We start from the raw sequence: 16025 nt of genomic DNA, 5'->3' as shown, positions 1-16025 counted from the left end.
GGGGCCCCCCTCCCGCGAGACCGGACCGGCCAGGGGCGCCGTGGCCCTCGGCGGCCCTGCGTCCTGTCGCGCTCAGAGCAGCGTCGGCGCCGGACGTCCGGTCGGCGGAGGCCGCTTCGCCACCATCAGGTCCAGGGTCAGACGCAGCGTCAGCTCCTCGCCGCGCGGCAGCGGCGCCAATGCCTCGCCGCCGGGCGTCATGAGGTCAAGGTGGAGCGAGGCGCGCGTCGGATGCCGCTCGAAGTCCAACGTGGTCACCGGGGGATCGCCGCGGAGCAGCACGTGGCGGCCCCCCGGCCCGGCCAGCGTCGCGAGCCCACGCCAGGTCTCGAGGGACTCGACATGACCGCGCGCCGGCTGCACCAGCCGGCAGTCCTCGTCGAGGACCAGTTCCCGCGCGAAGTCCTCGGCGAACTGCAAGCGCCAGCCCAGGCGCACCGGCATCGGATGCCGGCCCAGGTTGCGCATCGAGAGCGTCCACTCGAGCCGGTTCTGCTGCAGTCGCAGGGTCTGGCTGGCCTGGTAGCCCCAGGTGCCGGGCGAGGGGCCGCGGTGATGCTGCATCAGCGTGACCGTGTCCATCGTGCGCTGGGCCAGTTGCCAGGGTTCGTCGAGCATCGCGGGATCGGGCGCGCGGGCGAGGTCCTCGGGATCGGCGAGGGAGGGGACCGCCATGCGCGCCATGCAGCCGCCGACCATCCGGCCACGCTCCAGCAGCATCGGCCGGATCCAGGGCTCGCGGCCTCCGGCGCCGGCCTCGCCCCACCATCGCAGCCGTCCGCCGCGCTCCGGCGAGACCATCGCCCGCCAGCTCTCCGACCGGAGTTCCAGATCGCGCGCCACATGCACCCCTCGTGATGGAAAGGGCCGCAGTATTCGCGCTTTGTCCGGGCGATCGGCCGACTCAAAGAGGGGCCGATCCTGCCCAGTTTGATGCATGGGTGCCTGCCGCCTGCAAAGGCTGACCAGGCGCCGAATCAGGTGCCGGCGATCAGCGCGGCGATGCGCTCGTCGGACAGCCGGATCGGGGAGGCATGGGCGGGCAGCAGGGCCACCACCGCATGGTCGTCGCGGCTGCTGTCGCGCAGCACCGGCGTGTGGCGCGGCTCGCCGTTGGCATTGGTCAATGCCGAGACCATGGGCCGGTGCGCCTTGTCGCCGTTGCGCACCACCAGGCCCACCTCGCCGCTGGCCAGGCGCACGACGCTGCCCGGCGGGAAGATGCCGAAGGCCTTGATCAGCGCCGCCGCCAGCGGACTCTGCGCGGCCATCTGATGCAGCTCCCGGCCGGCCTGCGCGGCGCTCATCGCCGGGCGGTTGGCGCGGCTGCTCAGGCGCGCGGTGTAGATGTCGGCGTAGCGCAGCATCTCGGCGAGCTCGCCCACGTCGTTGAGGCCGTGCGGATAGCCGGAGCCATCGGGCACCTCGTGGTGCTGCAGCACGGCGTCGAGCCAGTCGCGATCGTCGATGCCGGCCGCTTCCAGCATCTCGACACTGCGGATGGGATGGGCCTGGATGGCCTCGCGCTGCATGGAGGTCAGCGGCGAGACCTGGCTCGACAAGCGGGCCTGCAGGTCCAGCATGCCCAGGTTCATCGTCAACGCGGCCTGGAAGGCGCGGCGCTGGTCGTCCGGGCCCCAGCCCAGGTAGCGGGCGGCCGCATGGCAGGCGGTGGCCGCGTGCAGGGAATGGTTGACGCCGTAATGGCCGCTGGCCGTCTCGGGCTGGCGCACGACCTGCGCCAGCGCCATCTCCGGCGAGCAGTCGATCAGCGACAGCATCAGCTCGGTGGTGCCGCTGAGCGCGTCGGCCAGCCGGTCCGGCGTCGCGGACAGCGCGTTGCGCACGTCCTGCAGGCCGCGGTCCCACTCGGCGGTGAGGCGCTCGCGGCGCATCGCGACATGGCCGGCGCGGGGGCCGCCGGGACGCATGGCCTCGGTCAGCTCGTGCACCTCGACCAGCGCGCCGCGGCGCAGCAGGGCGTCGAGCTGCGCCTCGTCGGCGATCACCTGCCCGCGCGCGAGCAGCAGCGTCCGATCGGAGTCCCGCACGCTGAAGTTCAGCGGCTGGCCGAGGACGATGCGGTTCTTGACCGATGACAGTGAGCAGACGCGCATGACGGACGCAGATGAGGCGGAGGAGCCGCGCGCTTTTGTCTGAAGTTGTAACGCGGGCGGCCGGACTCTACATCGGCACGGCAGGGTCGGGTCTGAAGAGCGGGGCGCGGCCCCACACCGTCCGCGCCGATGGGCGGATGGCGAAGCGTCGATTGCGTCACAAAAAACGCCCCTGCCGGGGACGACAGGGGCGTGGCCATCGCGGTCGCGGCGCGACGGGAGCGTCAGGCGCGGGCGGCGGCGGGGTAGTCGCTGTACCCCCTTTCGGTGCCACCGAAGAGCGCGGACGGATCGAAGGCCGACAGCGGCAGGCCGTCCTTGAGCCGGTCCGGCAGGTCCGGGTTGGCGATGAAGGGACGGCCGAAGGCGACCAGGTCGATCAGGCCGCGGTCCAGCAGCGCCTGGGCGCGGGCGGCGTCGTAGCCGCCGGCGACCATGATGCGGCCGGCGAAGGCCTCGCGCAGCGCGGCGCGGAAGTCGTCCGGGACCTGCGGGGCGTCGTCCCAGTCGGCCTCGGCCAGGTGGAGGAAGGCGATGCCGCGCCGGGAGAGCTCGCCCGCGGCCGACAGGATGGTGGGAATCACGTCCGGGCAGTCCATGTTGCGCGCGGTGATGAACGGGGCCAGGCGCACGCCGACGCGCTCCGGGCCGATCTCCGCGGCCACCGCGTCCGCGACCTCCAGCAGGAAGCGGATGCGGTTCGCGCGGGAGCCGCCATAGGCGTCGTCGCGGTGGTTGGAGGTGGTGCGCAGGAACTGGTCGACCAGGTAGCCGTTGGCGCCGTGGATCTCCACGCCGTCGAAGCCGGCGCGCATCGCGTGGGCCGCGGCGCGGCGGAAGTCGCCGACGATGCCCTGGATCTCGTCGACCGTCAGCGCGCGTGGCACGGGACAGTCGACCATGCGGCCCACGCCGTCCTCGCCCACGACCCAGACCTGCGCGTCGGGCGCCAGCGCGGACGGCGCCACCGGCGCGCCGCCACCGTGGAAGACCGGATGCGACATGCGGCCCACGTGCCACAGCTGCAGCACGATGCGACCGCCGGCGCGGTGCACCGCGCGGGTCACGAGCCGCCAGCCCTGGACCTGTTCCTCGGTGTGGATGCCGGGCGTGAAGCTGTAGCCCTGCCCCTGCGGGGAGATCTGCGTGGCCTCGCTGACGATCAGCGCCGCGCCGGCGCGCTGGGCGTAGTAGGCGGCCATCATCTCGTTGGGCAGGTTGCCGGGCTGGGTGCTGCGGGCGCGGGTCATCGGCGCCATCGCGATGCGGTGGGGCAAGGTCAGCGGACCGAGGGCGAGGGGGGCGAACAGGTCGGGGGTCATGGAAATCCTCTGGCGTCGAAAGGAAGGCCGCGTCGCGCGGCCGGCGTCGGACCGGGCGGGTCAGTTGACGAGGGCGCCGCCCTCGATGTCGATCACCGCGCCGGTGACGAAGGGGTTGTCGATCACGAACAGGTAGCCGGCGGCGAGGTCGCCCGGCTGGCCGACGCGGCCGGCGGGCAGCGTCGCGGCGGCCTTGGCCAGCATGGCTTCGCGCGCCTGGGGCGCCATCGCGGCATAGGCCTCCGTGTCGGTCAGGCCGGGGCTGACGACGTTCACCCGCAGCGGGGCCAGCTCGCGGGCCAACAGCTTGGCGCTGGCTTCCAGCGCGGCGTTCATGGCGGTCTTCACGAAGGCGCCGGGGACGGTGCGGCGGGCCACGAAGCCCGAGGTCAGCGTCAGCGTGCCGCCCGGGCGCAGGTGGCGGGCGGCGGCGCGGGCGACGGCGATCGCGCCCCAGAACTTGATGTCGAAGGCGGCCTTGGCGGCGTCCAGGTCCAGACCGGTGACCGGGCCGCCGGGCGCCTGCGAGCCGGCGGTGACCACGACGTGGTCGACCGGGCCGAGGCCGTCGAAGAAGGCGGCGACGGAGGCCTCGTCACTGACGTCCAGGCCGTCGCGGCGGCCGGCGGCGATGACCCGGCCCGGGCGGGCGCGCAGCGCGTCGGCCACCGCGCGGCCGATGCCGGAGCTGCCGCCGACGACGACGCTGACCGTGTCCGGGGTGAAGGCGCCGACCGTGGCGGGCGTGGCGGCGGCGACGGGGGTGAGATCGGTGGCGTTCATGATCTGTTCCAGTTGATTTGATGGAACGAAGTCTGATCCGCGTCGAATGGGGTTTGAGGGGGCTGGTCCTGGATGCTTTTTCAAAGAAAATCGAACGATGACCCGGATTGCCGATCTCGAACTGCTGGTGCGCGTGGCCGATCTGGGCAACCTGACGGCGGCCGCCAAGGCGCTGGACTGGTCGCCGGCGGCGGCCAGCGCGGCGGTGAAGCGGATGGAGGAGCAGCTCGGCTTCGCGCTGTTCGTGCGCAGCACCCGCAGCCTGCGGCTCTCGGGCGAGGGCCAGCGCTACCTGCCGCACGCGCGGGCGGCGCTGCGCGCGCTGACCGAGGGCCGGGACGAGGCGCTCGCCGGCCGGGAGGCGCTCAGCGGCGAGCTCCACCTGACGGTGCCCTCGGACCTGGGGCGGCATGTGCTGCTGCCTTGGCTGGAGCAGTTCCAGGAACGCCATCCGGCGCTGGCGCTGCGGCTGCAGATCGGCGATCCGCTGACCGACCTGCTGCGCCGGCCCGTCGACGCGGCCATCCGCTACGGCCAGCCGGCGGGCGGCTCGCAGGTGGCGCTGCCGCTGCTGGCGGACTGCCGCCGGGTGCTGGTGGCGGCGCCGCACTACCTGGCGCTGCGCGGGATGCCGACCTCGCCCGGGGACATGGCGCAGCACGAGGCGCTGCGCTACCTGATGGACGGCGAGGTGGCCTCGCGCTGGACGGTGGAGATCGCCGGCGCGCCGGTGGCGTTGCCGCTGACGGGGCGGCGGGTCGCGGACGACGGCGAGGTGGTCAAGCGCTGGGCGCTGGCGGGCCTGGGGATCGCCTTCAAGTCATGGCCGGACGTGGCGCAGGAACTGGCCAGCGGTCAGCTGGTGCACGTGAACCCGCATTGGCGCGGGGACCTGTCGCCGCTGAACCTGGTCGTGCCGGGACGGGCGCAGCTCTCGCCGGCGCTGCGGCAGCTCCGGGAGGAACTGCGGCGGCGGCTCGAGGAATTCACCCGCGCGATGCCGCGCTGAGTTTTCCCGGCTTGCCGGCCTTGGCCGGCCGGGCCGGCGTCGCGGGCGCGCAGTCGGCGTCGTGGCTGGCGGTGGCGCCGTGCGAATGGCCGTGGTCGCCGTCGGGGTGGCAGGCGCAAGCCTCGCCGTGGGCGGCGGAGACCAGCTCCTCGAGGATCCCGCAGGCATGGTGATCGTGGTCCGCGTCGCAGCGGGCCTGCAGCGCGACCAGCTGGGCCTCGAGCGCGCGCATGCTCTGCAGCCGCGCCCGGACCTTGCCGAGCTGCGCGTCGACCAGCTTGTCCACCTGGACCAGCGTGGCCGGATCGCGGCTGGCCAGGCTGTCCAGCAGCAAGGCCACGTCGGCCAGCGACATGTCCAGCGCCCGGCAATGGCGGATGAAGGCCAGCCGCTCCAGATGCGCGTGGGCGTAGTCGCGATAGCCGTTGTCACTGCGGGCGGGCGGCGGCAGGAGACCGCTCTTCTCGTAGAAGCGGATGGTCTCGATGTCGACGCCGGTCGCCTTGCTCAATTCACCAATACGCATGGGGTGGCAGGATAGCCGCTTGACCTTGGAGCGGCTACAGACATTCCAATCCACCCCCATGGCACATCAGGAACACGATCACCGCCCCGCGACGCCCGCGCCGAAGGCCGATGCCAGCTCGGCCTGCGGGGGCTGCTGCGGCACTCCGACGCCCGCACCGGGCGCCTCGACCACCGCCGCGTCTCATCATGGTCATGCCCATGACCAGACCGGGGCGCACGACCACGACCATCCCGGCCATGGCGCGACGGATGGGCATCAGCACGGCGCCCACAGTCACGACCACGACCACGACCACGACCACGGGCATGCCCATGGCGCGTCGTGCGCGACGGCCGCCGCGCCCGCCGAAGCCGCCGCCTGCTGTGGCAGTGGCCACTCGGTCGCCCCGGCCGCCCCGGCGCCCAAGGTCGATGCCAAGGCCCTGGCGGGCGCCACGCGCCAGCGCTACTTCATCGCCGGCATGGACTGCCCGACCGAGGAGGGCCTGCTGCGCCGCCAGCTGCAAGGCCAGACGGGCGTGGTCGCGCTGGAGTTCGATCTGATCAACCGCCTGCTGGACGTCCACCACCGCCTGACCGACGACGGCCCGCTGCGCGCCGCGATCAAGGCCGTGGGCATGACGGCCGAGCCGATCGAGGCCGAGGCCCCGCCGCCCGAGCCGCCGCCGGCGATCTCGACCGGCCTGCGCTGGCGCATGGCGCTGGCGGGCGTCGCCGCGATCGCGGCCGAGACGCTGGCCTTCTCCGGCTTCGACGAATCTGGCCCGCTGGTGATCGCGCTGGCCGTCGCCGCGATGGCGCTGGGCGGGCTGCCCACGCTGCGCAAGGGCTGGATCGCGCTCAAGCGCGTGACCCTCAACATCCACCTGCTGATGAGCCTCGCGGTCATCGGCGCGATCGCGCTGGGCCAGTGGCCCGAAGCGGCGATGGTGGTGTGGCTGTTCGGACTGTCCGAGATGATGGAGAGCCTGAGCCTGGCCCGCGCCCGCGACGCGATCCGCGCGTTGACGCAGCTGGCGCCGGAGACCGCGTCGGTGCAAGGCGCCGATGGCCGATGGACCACGGTGCCCGCCGCGCAGGTGGCCATCGGCGCCCGCGTGCGCGTGCCTCCCGGCGAGCGCGTGCCGCTGGACGGCCGTGTGCTCACCGGCCGCTCCAGCTTCAACGAGGCCGCGCTGACCGGCGAGGCCATGCCCGTGGACAAGGCGCCCGGCGACGCGCTGCTCGCGGGCAGCATCAACGGCGACGGTCTGGTGGAGATGGAGATCACCGCCGCCAAGGGCCACACGCTGCTGGACCGCATGGCCTCGGCCGTGCAGCAGGCGCAGTCGCAACGCGCGCCGACGCAAGCCTTCATCGACCGCTTCGCCCGCGTGTACACGCCGGCCGTCGTGCTGGTGGCCGTCGCGCTGGCCGTGCTGCCGCCGCTGCTGGGCCTGGGCACCTGGAGCGACTGGGTCTACAAGGGCCTGGTGCTGCTCGTCATCGCCTGCCCGTGCGCGCTGGTGATCTCGACGCCGGTGACGGTGGTGAGCGGCCTGGCCTCCGCCGCGCGACGCGGCATCCTGATCAAGGGCGGCCTGTACCTGGAGCGCGCCCGCCAGCTCAAGACCCTGGCCTTCGACAAGACCGGCACGCTGACCGAAGGCCGGCCCCAGCTGGCCGCGGTGCGGCCGCTCTACCCGTCGGTGAGCGCCGATCAGGCGCTGCATCTGGCGGCGCGGCTGGACGCGGGCAGCGCGCACCCGCTGGCGCAGGCCATCGTGAAGGCGCATGCGGAGCGTGTGGGCTCGGTGCTGGAGCCGGTCGATCACTTGCAGAACCTGCCGGGCCTGGGGCTGACGGCGCAGCTCGACGGTGTCGACTTCGCGCTGGGCAACGAGCGCCTGGCCGAGCAGCGCGGCGCCGTCGACGACGCGGCGCGCGAGGCGGCCCGCGCGCTGCAGGCGCAAGGTCACACGCTGGTGTGGCTGATGCGCGGCGCGCAGACGCTGGCGCTGCTGGCGCTGTCCGACACACCGCGCCCCGAAGCCGCCGAGGTGCTGCGCGCGCTGCGCGAGCGCGGCCTGGCGATCACCATGCTCAGCGGCGACCAGCGCGCGAGCGCCGTCGCCATGGGCGCGCGCCTCGGTCTGCCGGAGGAGGCGGTGAACGCGCCGCTGCTGCCGCAGGACAAGCTGGACGCGATCGCCAAGCTCGCCGACGGGCGCGGCCCGGTCGCGATGATCGGTGACGGCGTGAACGACGCACCGGCGCTGGCGCGGGCCGACATCGCCATCGCCATGGGCGCCGCGGGCAGCGCGACCGCGCTGGAGACGGCCGACATCGCGCTGATGCAGGACGACCTGCGCAAGCTGCCCGAGCTGATCGGCCTGTCCGAACGCGTGGCGACGGTGTTGACGCAGAACATCGTCGTCGCGCTGGGCCTGAAGGCGGTGGTGGCGGCGCTGACGCTGGCGGGCATCGGCTCGCTGTGGCTGGCGGTGCTGGCCGACGCGGGCGCCAGCCTGCTGGTGGTGCTCAACGGCCTGCGGCTGCTGCGCGCAGAGCGCCCGTGAGGCCGAGCCGAGGTCTCGCCGAGTCCGCGCGAAGGCCGATGCCCAGGCACTTCCAGGCCGTCCGGGCGCCGTCCGGACGGCTTGTTCTCTTAGGGCTGACCCTAATGGGGCGCGCCGGAATCGCGCGGACCTTTCGCTGACAATGGCGCGCCTGCCGCTGGCGGGCCCCGAGGGATCCGATCGATCCGGGGCCTGGACCAGCGGCAAGCGCGTTCTGATCCTGGAACGCGCGTCCTCACCCGGTCCGTTCGCGGGCCATCGATCCATCGCGGAGCGTCGTTTGAACACCATTCAAACCCCCGGAGCGCGGCAGACCATCCTCGGCCAGCCCAACAGCCTGTTCGTCCTGTTCTTCACCGAGATGTGGGAACGGTTCTCCTACTACGGCATGCGGGCGCTGCTCGTGCTGTTCCTGGTCTCGACCGCGAGCAAGGGCGGCTGGGGCTGGTCGCGCGAGGAGGCGGGGCGCCTCTACGGCCTGTACACGATGATCGTGTACTTCACGCCCATCCTGGGCGGCTTCATCGCCGACCGCTGGCTGGGCACGCGGCGCGCGGTGGTGCTGGGCGGTTTCATCATCGCCGCGGGCCACATCTCGCTGTTCTTCGACTCGAAGCCGACCTTCTTCCTGGGCCTTGGCCTGGTGATCCTGGGCACCGGCCTGTTCAAGCCCAACATCTCGGCGATCGTGGGCCAGCTCTACGGCAAGGACAACGAAGGTCAGCGCGACGGTGGCTACACGCTGTTCTACATGGGCGTGAACGCGGGCGCCTTCTTCGGCATCTCGCTGTGCGGCTACATCGGCGAGAAGATCGGTTGGCACTACGGCTTCGGCCTGGCGGCGGTGTTCATGATCCTGGGCGCCCTGCAGTTCTGGCTGGCGCAAGGCATCTTCGGCGCCATCGGCGGCGCGCCAAGCAAGAACGCCCCGCTGGTGGACCCGACCGAGAAGCTCGATGACACGCCCGGGCACATCGTGCGCGACCGCCTGATCGCGATCGTCGTGTTCTCGTTCTTCACGATCTTCTTCTGGTTCGCCTTCGAGCAAGCCGGCGGATCGATGACGATCTTCGCGGCGGACTACACCGACCGCACGCTGGTGGGCACGAGCGGCCTGATCTTCAAGATCGCCAACTCGCTGATGACGCTGATCCCGGTGGCGATCCTGAGCTGGCTGCTGATCAAGCTGTCGCGCAGCACGGACGGCCTGTACAAGGCGTCCAACCTGCTGTTGGCGCTGGCGCTGGCGGTGATCTGGGGCCTGTCGCTGTGGATGCTGGGTCGCGAGTTCGCGATGGAGCAATCGGAGATTCCGGCCACCTGGTTCGGCGTGCTGAATTCCTTCTTCCTGGTCATCCTGGCGCCGATGTTCAGCAAGCTGTGGGAGCGTCACTGGAACCCGAGCGGTCCGGTGAAGTTCGGCGTGGGCCTGGTGCTGCTGGGTCTGGGCTTCGCGGCGCTGTCGTACGGCTCGTCGGGCATTCCGGCGGGCGCGAAGACGGCGCAGGTCAGCATGTTCTTCCTGACGCTGGCCTACCTGCTGCACACGATGGGCGAGCTGTGCCTGTCGCCGGTGGGCCTGTCCTACATCTCGAAGCTGGCGCCGGCGCGTCTGCTGGGCCTGATGTTCGGGATCTGGTTCGTGAACGCCGCGATCGCCAACGGCCTGGCGGGCTTCACGGGCTCGTACATCGATGCGATCTCGTCGACCTACTCGATGTCCACCTTCTTCCTGATCTTCACCATCGTCCCGGCCGGCGCCGGCGTGCTGCTCATGCTGCTGAGCCCGTGGATGAAGAAGTTGATGCACGGCGTGCATTGAGCGTCCACCGACCCCACGGCGCCCTTTCGGGGCGCTAAAGAAGAACCCGGGCTGTGCCCGGGTTTTTTGTTGCCCATGCGCCAGCGACTGGTTTGATCGATGCATAAACTTTGGTTATTGTTTATGCATTCCGTACCCCATAACTTCCGGAGCGCTTCATGCCGATCGCCTCAAGCCAACAAGCCCTGAAATTGAACTTCAAGGAAGACACGCTCACCACGGTGTCGCGGGACGTCTTGAAGGCGATGGCCAAGAAGCTCGGCTTCAACGAGACCCAGACCGTGCTCTTCGCCCTTGCCCGGCTCCGAGACGAAGTCTTCAACGAAGAGGAAATGGAGAAGTTCATGCCGCTCACGAAGAAGCATCACGAGGTGATCGCGAAAGCCGAGCCGCGCCGCCGCGGCAAGGTGCTGGATTCCCTGCTGTGAGGTCGCATGTACTGGACGCAGCGTCCCCAGTCTGGCGACATCGTCCAGTGCAGATTCCCGGAGGAGGTTGGAGTCCCGGGTGCAAAGGAGCGGCCGGCGCTTGTGCTTCAAGTGGAAGAGGCCGCCGATGATCCGGCCGGCTATGTCGTCGTCGTTGCCTACGCGACGTCGAGACGCACGTCGATGCTCTTTCCCGGTGAGTTCGCCGTGGAGCCGAGCAGCAAGAACGGCTTGGTGAAGCTGACGAAGTTCGACCTCATCAATCGACGCGTCCTGCCGTACGACGCCGAGTGGTTCGCGCCGGCACCGGGTCGATCACCGGAGAGTCCTCGGAGAGGAAGGCTCGATCTCAAGGACGACACCATCAAGCGTCGCTTGCAGTCGGCGTTGATGGAGGCGAAACGGATGCCGGCCTTCCTTTGATCGACAGCCGCGGGCGACCACGGCGCCTCACCTGGCGGGATGCGCGCCCGCACTCGAATGGGTGCGCGTTCGCCTTTCCTCCGCGTGTCTCCTGTCCGCGGGAATGGATCGAATCCGCGATCCACTCGTCCACCGGCGAAGCGCCGAATCGCGCTGGGCATCGGCACCCTCCTCCGAAGCCCATCTCTTCATCCTCCCGGAGGCATACCTTCGTACGCCCCGCGCGGGCGCCGGACGGGCCGGGTCGTCCCTGACTTCCCGCACCCGCCGCGCACATTCCGCCCCGCCATCCGCACCCTCCCTCCCCCTAGGTTTCAGAGGAGGAACACGGTCTCCTGACGTTTTTCGACGGGCGCCTCGGGACACTTGCCCACACCTCGCAGGTACTCGTCAATCAAGCCCTTTGCCGAAGGGACAGGTATTGCCCCTGGCACTGGGCAGGGCAAGATGTACCGCGTACATTCCGCCGCACGCTGCGGTGCAACAAATGACACCGCGGGGGTATTGGGAGTGATGCATGGCCGGAACGTTCTTCGAGCGCAAACCCGTCGCGAGCGCCTTTTTGGTGCTGATGCTGGCGGCTTGCGGACAACAGCAGGATCAACAACAACACCACGGCGGCCCCCCGCCGGTGACCGTCGCTTCCGCCGTCGCGCGCGAAGTGCAGGAGTTCGATGAATTCACCGGGCGCCTCGAGGCGCCCGATACCGTGGAAGTCCGCGCCCGCGTCGCCGGCACCCTCGACAAGGTCCACTTCCGCGAAGGCCAGCTCGTGAAGAAGGGCGATCCGCTCTTCACCATCGACCCGCGCCCCTTCGCCGCCGAAGTCGCCCGCGCCGACGCCCAGCTCGCCGCCGCCAAGACCGCCTGGGAGCTCAGCAAGGCCGACCTCGGTCGCGCCGAGAAGCTCGTCGCGATCCAGGGCGTCAGCCAGCAGGAAATCGATCAGCTCAAGGCCGCCGTCCGCAACGGCGACGCCAACGTCAAGGCCGCCGAGGCCGCCCGCGTTCAAGCCAAGCTGAACCTGGAGTTCACCGAGGTCCGCGCCCCGGTCTCCGGCCGCAGCTCCCGCGCCAACGTGACGCCCGGCAACCTCGTCACCGTCGGCGACCCGGTCCTGACCACGGTCGTCTCCAGCGACAAGGTCTACGCCTACTTCGACGCCAGCGAGGCCACCTACCTCAAGTACGTCCAGGCCGCCCGCGCCGGTGGCGCCAAGCGCGAGCAGGCCATGAAGGTCTTCCTCGGCCTGGCCAACGAGCAGGGCTACCCGCACGAAGGCCGCATGGACTTCGTCGACAACCGCCTGAACCCGGCCACCGCGACCATCCGCGGCCGCGCCGTCTTCGACAACAAGGACGGCGCCTTCACGCCCGGCCTGTTCGCCCGCGTCAAGCTGGAAGGCACCGGCGCCTACACCGCGACGCTGATCCCCGAGCGCGCCATCGGCACCGACCAGACCCGCAAGGTCGTCATGGTCGTCGGGCCCAACAACGTCGTGATGCCCCGCCCGGTGGTGCCCGGCGCCCAGTTCGACGGCTTCCGCGCCGTGCAGGGCATCAAGCCCGGCGAGCTCGTCATCATCGACGGCCTCCAGCACGCCCAACCCGGCGCCCCCGTGACGCCGCAGCAGGTCAAGCTCGACGACAAGGGTCAGGCGATCGCCCCGCCGCCGGCCGCCCCCGCGGCCTCGAAGTAATCCCGCGCGAGGTCGCCCATGGATATCTCCCGCTTCTTCATCGAGCGGCCGCGCTTCGCGTCGGTCCTCTCGATCTTCATCTTCCTGGTGGGTCTGCTTGCGATCTTCAAGCTGCCCATCTCCGAGTACCCGGAGGTCGCGCCGCCGCAGGTCGTCGTGCGCGCCCAGTTCCCCGGCGCCAACCCGCGCGTCATCTCCGAGACCGTCGCCACGCCGCTCGAGGAGCAGATCAACGGCCTCGAGAACGTCCTGTACTTCGACAGCCAGGGCACGGCCGACGGCGGCATGACGCTGACCGTCACCTTCAAGATCGGCACCAATCCGGAAGCCGCGGAAACGGCGGTCCAGAACCGCATCAACCGCGCGCTGCCGCGTCTGCCGGAAATCGTCCGCCAGATCGGCGTGACGACCGAGAAGTCCAGCCCCAACCTGACCATGGTCGTGCACATGGTCAGCCCGGACAACACCCGCGACGCCCTCTATCTGCGCAACTACGCGCAGCTGCAGGTGCGCGACGAGCTGCTGCGCGTGCAGGGCATGGGCTCGGTGCAGGTGTTCGGCTCGGGTGAATACGCGATGCGCGTCTGGGTCGATCCGGCCAAGCTCGCCGCGCGCGGCCTGACCGCCAACGACGTGGTCAACGCGATCCGTGAGCAGAACACGCAGGTCGCGGCCGGCGTGGTCGGCGCGCCGCCGGCGCCCAAGGGCACCGAGTTCCAGCTGCAGATCAACACGCAGGGCCGCCTGGTCACCGAGGAGCAGTTCGGCGACATCATCATCCGCACCGACACCGCCACCGGCGGCCTGGTCAAGGTGCGCGACGTGGGCCGCGTCGAGATGGGTCCCGGCACCTACGCGCTGCGCTCGCTGCTGAACAACAAGGAAGCCGTGGGCATCGGCATCTTCCAGGCGCCGCAGTCCAACGCGCTGAAGATCTCCGAGGACGTGCGCGCCGTGATGGAGCGCCTCAAGCCCAACTTCCCGGAAGGCGTCAGCTACTCGATCGTCTACGACCCGACGCGCTTCGTCGCGACCTCGATCGAGAAGGTCATCCACACGCTGATCGAGGCCGTGCTGCTGGTCGTGCTGGTGGTGATCATCTTCCTGCAGACCTGGCGCGCGTCCATCATTCCGCTGCTCGCGGTGCCCGTGTCCATCGTCGGTACCTTCGCGGTGCTGCTGCTGCTGGGCTACTCGATCAACACGCTGACGCTGTTCGGCCTGGTGCTGGCCATCGGCATCGTGGTCGACGACGCGATCGTGGTCGTCGAGAACGTGGAGCGGAACCTGGAGGACGGCCTCACGCCGCACGACGCGACGGTCAAGGCGATGCGCGAGGTCTCCGGACCCATCGTCGCGATCGCCCTGGTGCTGTGCGCGGTGTTCATCCCGCTGACTTTCGTCCCCGGCCTGTCGGGCCAGTTCTATCGCCAGTTCGCGGTCACGATCGCGATCTCGACGGTGATCTCCGCCTTCAACTCGCTGACCCTGTCACCCGCCATGGCGGCCTTGCTGCTGCGTCCGCACGACGCGCCCAAGGACCCGATCATGAAGGTCATGGACAAGCTGTTCGGCCGGTTCTTCCACTGGTTCAACTGCTTCTTCCAGCGCCGCAGCGAGGGCTACAGCCGCGGCGTGACCGGCATCCTCAAGCGCAAGTCGGGCGCGCTGATCGTGTACGCGGTGCTGCTGGGCCTGACCGCCCTGCTGTTCACCCGCATCCCGTCGGGCTTCGTGCCGGCGCCGGACAAGCAGTACCTGATCGGCATCGCGCAGCTGCCGGCCGGCGCCACGCTGGACCGCACCGACGAGGTGATCCGCCGCATGAGCGACATCGCCCTGAAGGTGCCCGGCATCCGTGACTCGATCGCCTTCCCGGGCCTGTCGATCGCGGGCTTCTCGGCCGCGCCCAACGAAGGCATCGTGTTCTTCGGCCTGGACGACTTCGAGAAGCGGACCACCGCCGACCTGTCCAAGGACGCGATCCTGGGCAAGGTCAACGGCGCGATCCAACAGATCCAGGGCGCGCGCATGTTCGTCGTGCCGCCTCCCGCCGTGGACGGCCTGGGCAACGCCGGCGGCTTCAAGGTGCAGGTGCAGGACCGCTCCGGTCTGGGCGAGCAGGCGCTGTTCGGCGCCGTCTGGGGCACGCTGGGTCCGATCTACGGCGATCCCAAGAGCGGCATCGGCACGCCCTACTCGACCTACGACATCAACGTCCCGCAGCTCTTCGCCGACGTCGACCGGACCAAGGCCAAGCAGATGGGCGTGAAGCTGCAGGACATCTACGACACGCTGCAGATCAACCTGGGCTCGCTGTACGTCAACGACTTCAGCCGCTTCGGCAAGACCTACCAGGTGATCGTGCAGGCGGACGCGCCCTACCGCGCCAACGCCGGCGCCATCACCGACCTCAAGACGCGCAACGAGCGCAACGAGATGGTCCCGCTGGGCGCGCTGATGAAGGTGGATCCGACCTTCGGTCCGACGCGGGTGACGCGCTACAACGGCTTCCCCAGCGCCGACATCAACGGTGCGGCCAAGCCGGGCTTCTCCAGCGGCCAGGCCGAGGCCGAGATGGAGCAGCGCCTGAAGAGCCTGCCGCGCGGCATGACCTACGAGTGGACCGAGCTGACCTACCAGGACCGCCTGACGCGGGACATCAAGGTGGGCGGCTTCTCGATCCCGACGCTGGGCGCGGTGCTGGCGATCTCGGTGCTGCTGGTGGTGCTGGTGCTGGCCGCGCAGTATGAAAGCTGGACGCTGCCGCTGGCCATCATCCTGATCGTGCCGATGTGCATCCTGTCCGCGCTGTTCGGGGTCTGGCTGTCGCACTTCCCACCGTTCGCTCAGGCCGGGGACTTGAACATCTTCACGCAGGTGGCGCTGGTGGTGCTGGTCGGTCTGGCGTGCAAGAACGCGATCCTGATCGTGGAATTCGCCAAGGAGCTCGAGGAGCGCGGCGAGTCCATGCTGGACGCGGTCATCCACGCCTGCCGCATGCGTCTGCGTCCCATCCTGATGACCTCGATCGCGTTCTGCGCGGGCGTCATTCCGCTGATCCTGGGTTCCGGCGCGGGCAGCGAGATGCGTCGCGCGATGGGCATCGCGGTGTTCTCGGGCATGGTCGGCGTGACGCTGTTCGGCATCTTCCTGACGCCGGTGTTCTATTCGCTGCTGCGCAAGGGCACGGAGAAGCAACGCGCCCACGCGGCCGAGCTGCGTCATCAGATCGATGCCGCCGCTCATCCCTTCCATCCGGGCGTCGACGACGCCGATCCGCCCAAGGGCGGCACGCCTTCGCCGAAGGGGGGCGCATGATGTTCTACCGAGTGA

The 16025-nt window shown here is 70.1% G+C and carries 12 protein-coding genes; 7 read left to right on the top strand and 5 right to left on the bottom strand.

Annotation, left to right across the window (positions count from 1 at the left end):
* Positions 1–72: 72 nt before the first annotated feature.
* The 4 genes from MCHT01_RS13780 to MCHT01_RS13765 form a co-directional block, all read right to left on the bottom strand.
* On the bottom strand, positions 73–843 hold the full coding sequence (locus MCHT01_RS13780; RefSeq protein WP_067065922.1) for an aldose epimerase family protein: 771 nt from the start codon (positions 841–843) through the stop codon (positions 73–75).
* A gap of 134 nt (positions 844–977) precedes the next feature.
* Positions 978–2117 (bottom strand): HD-GYP domain-containing protein, encoded by a 1140-nt coding sequence (locus MCHT01_RS13775; protein ID WP_067065921.1) that lies wholly within the window; start codon positions 2115–2117, stop codon positions 978–980.
* 224 nt (positions 2118–2341) lie between these two features.
* A complete protein-coding gene (locus MCHT01_RS13770; RefSeq protein ID WP_067065920.1) occupies positions 2342–3439 on the bottom strand; it encodes an alkene reductase in 1098 nt (365 codons plus the stop codon).
* A gap of 60 nt (positions 3440–3499) precedes the next feature.
* Complete coding sequence (locus MCHT01_RS13765; protein ID WP_067065919.1) at positions 3500–4222, bottom strand: SDR family oxidoreductase; 723 nt, start codon at positions 4220–4222, stop codon at positions 3500–3502.
* 97 nt (positions 4223–4319) lie between these two features.
* Here MCHT01_RS13765 and MCHT01_RS13760 point away from each other — a divergent pair, with 97 nt between their 5' ends.
* Positions 4320–5231, top strand: a complete 912-nt coding sequence (locus MCHT01_RS13760; RefSeq protein ID WP_067065918.1) for a LysR family transcriptional regulator — start codon at positions 4320–4322, stop codon at positions 5229–5231.
* Here the strand turns inward: MCHT01_RS13760 and MCHT01_RS13755 are convergent.
* Positions 5209–5757, bottom strand: a complete 549-nt coding sequence (locus MCHT01_RS13755; RefSeq protein ID WP_084452612.1) for a Cd(II)/Pb(II)-responsive transcriptional regulator — start codon at positions 5755–5757, stop codon at positions 5209–5211. The two genes, MCHT01_RS13760 and MCHT01_RS13755, sit on opposite strands and share 23 nt — an antisense overlap.
* A gap of 58 nt (positions 5758–5815) precedes the next feature.
* Between MCHT01_RS13755 and MCHT01_RS13750 the strand changes: the two genes are divergently transcribed.
* The 6 genes from MCHT01_RS13750 to MCHT01_RS13725 all read left to right on the top strand — a co-directional run bounded on the left by MCHT01_RS13750 (position 5816) and on the right by MCHT01_RS13725 (position 16010).
* A complete protein-coding gene (locus MCHT01_RS13750; RefSeq protein WP_084452610.1) occupies positions 5816–8317 on the top strand; it encodes a heavy metal translocating P-type ATPase in 2502 nt (833 codons plus the stop codon).
* A gap of 280 nt (positions 8318–8597) precedes the next feature.
* Entirely contained in the window at positions 8598–10139 is a 1542-nt protein-coding gene (locus MCHT01_RS13745) for a peptide MFS transporter (RefSeq protein ID WP_067065977.1), read from the top strand.
* A gap of 158 nt (positions 10140–10297) precedes the next feature.
* Positions 10298–10567: a hypothetical protein gene (locus tag MCHT01_RS13740; protein ID WP_148661528.1), complete on the top strand. Its 270-nt coding sequence runs from the start codon at positions 10298–10300 to the stop codon at positions 10565–10567.
* Between the two features lie 6 nt (positions 10568–10573).
* Positions 10574–10990 (top strand): type II toxin-antitoxin system PemK/MazF family toxin, encoded by a 417-nt coding sequence (locus MCHT01_RS13735; RefSeq protein ID WP_067065916.1) that lies wholly within the window; start codon positions 10574–10576, stop codon positions 10988–10990.
* 517 nt (positions 10991–11507) lie between these two features.
* Positions 11508–12689, top strand: a complete 1182-nt coding sequence (locus tag MCHT01_RS13730) for an efflux RND transporter periplasmic adaptor subunit (RefSeq protein WP_067065915.1) — start codon at positions 11508–11510, stop codon at positions 12687–12689.
* Between the two features lie 18 nt (positions 12690–12707).
* Entirely contained in the window at positions 12708–16010 is a 3303-nt protein-coding gene (locus MCHT01_RS13725; RefSeq protein WP_067065914.1) for an efflux RND transporter permease subunit, read from the top strand.
* The last annotated feature ends 15 nt before the right edge of the window (positions 16011–16025 follow it).

Source organism: Mitsuaria chitosanitabida ATCC BAA-476 = NBRC 102408 (assembly GCF_001598255.1).
In the GTDB taxonomy this organism is placed as follows: Bacteria; Pseudomonadota; Gammaproteobacteria; order Burkholderiales; family Burkholderiaceae_C; genus Roseateles; species Roseateles chitosanitabidus.
The sequence above is the reverse complement of the archived record's forward strand: the minus strand, read 5'-3'. Positions and strand labels throughout refer to the sequence as shown.

Coding starts and splice junctions, on each gene's coding strand:
- MCHT01_RS13750 (WP_084452610.1), top strand. CDS start 5,816: ATGGCACATCAGGAACACGATCACCGCCCCGCGACGCCCGCGCCGAAG.
- MCHT01_RS13755 (WP_084452612.1), bottom strand. CDS start 5,757: ATGCGTATTGGTGAATTGAGCAAGGCGACCGGCGTCGACATCGAGACC.
- MCHT01_RS13735 (WP_067065916.1), top strand. CDS start 10,574: ATGTACTGGACGCAGCGTCCCCAGTCTGGCGACATCGTCCAGTGCAGA.
- MCHT01_RS13765 (WP_067065919.1), bottom strand. CDS start 4,222: ATGAACGCCACCGATCTCACCCCCGTCGCCGCCGCCACGCCCGCCACG.
- MCHT01_RS13770 (WP_067065920.1), bottom strand. CDS start 3,439: ATGACCCCCGACCTGTTCGCCCCCCTCGCCCTCGGTCCGCTGACCTTG.
- MCHT01_RS13730 (WP_067065915.1), top strand. CDS start 11,508: ATGGCCGGAACGTTCTTCGAGCGCAAACCCGTCGCGAGCGCCTTTTTG.
- MCHT01_RS13775 (WP_067065921.1), bottom strand. CDS start 2,117: ATGCGCGTCTGCTCACTGTCATCGGTCAAGAACCGCATCGTCCTCGGC.
- MCHT01_RS13725 (WP_067065914.1), top strand. CDS start 12,708: ATGGATATCTCCCGCTTCTTCATCGAGCGGCCGCGCTTCGCGTCGGTC.
- MCHT01_RS13740 (WP_148661528.1), top strand. CDS start 10,298: ATGCCGATCGCCTCAAGCCAACAAGCCCTGAAATTGAACTTCAAGGAA.
- MCHT01_RS13760 (WP_067065918.1), top strand. CDS start 4,320: ATGACCCGGATTGCCGATCTCGAACTGCTGGTGCGCGTGGCCGATCTG.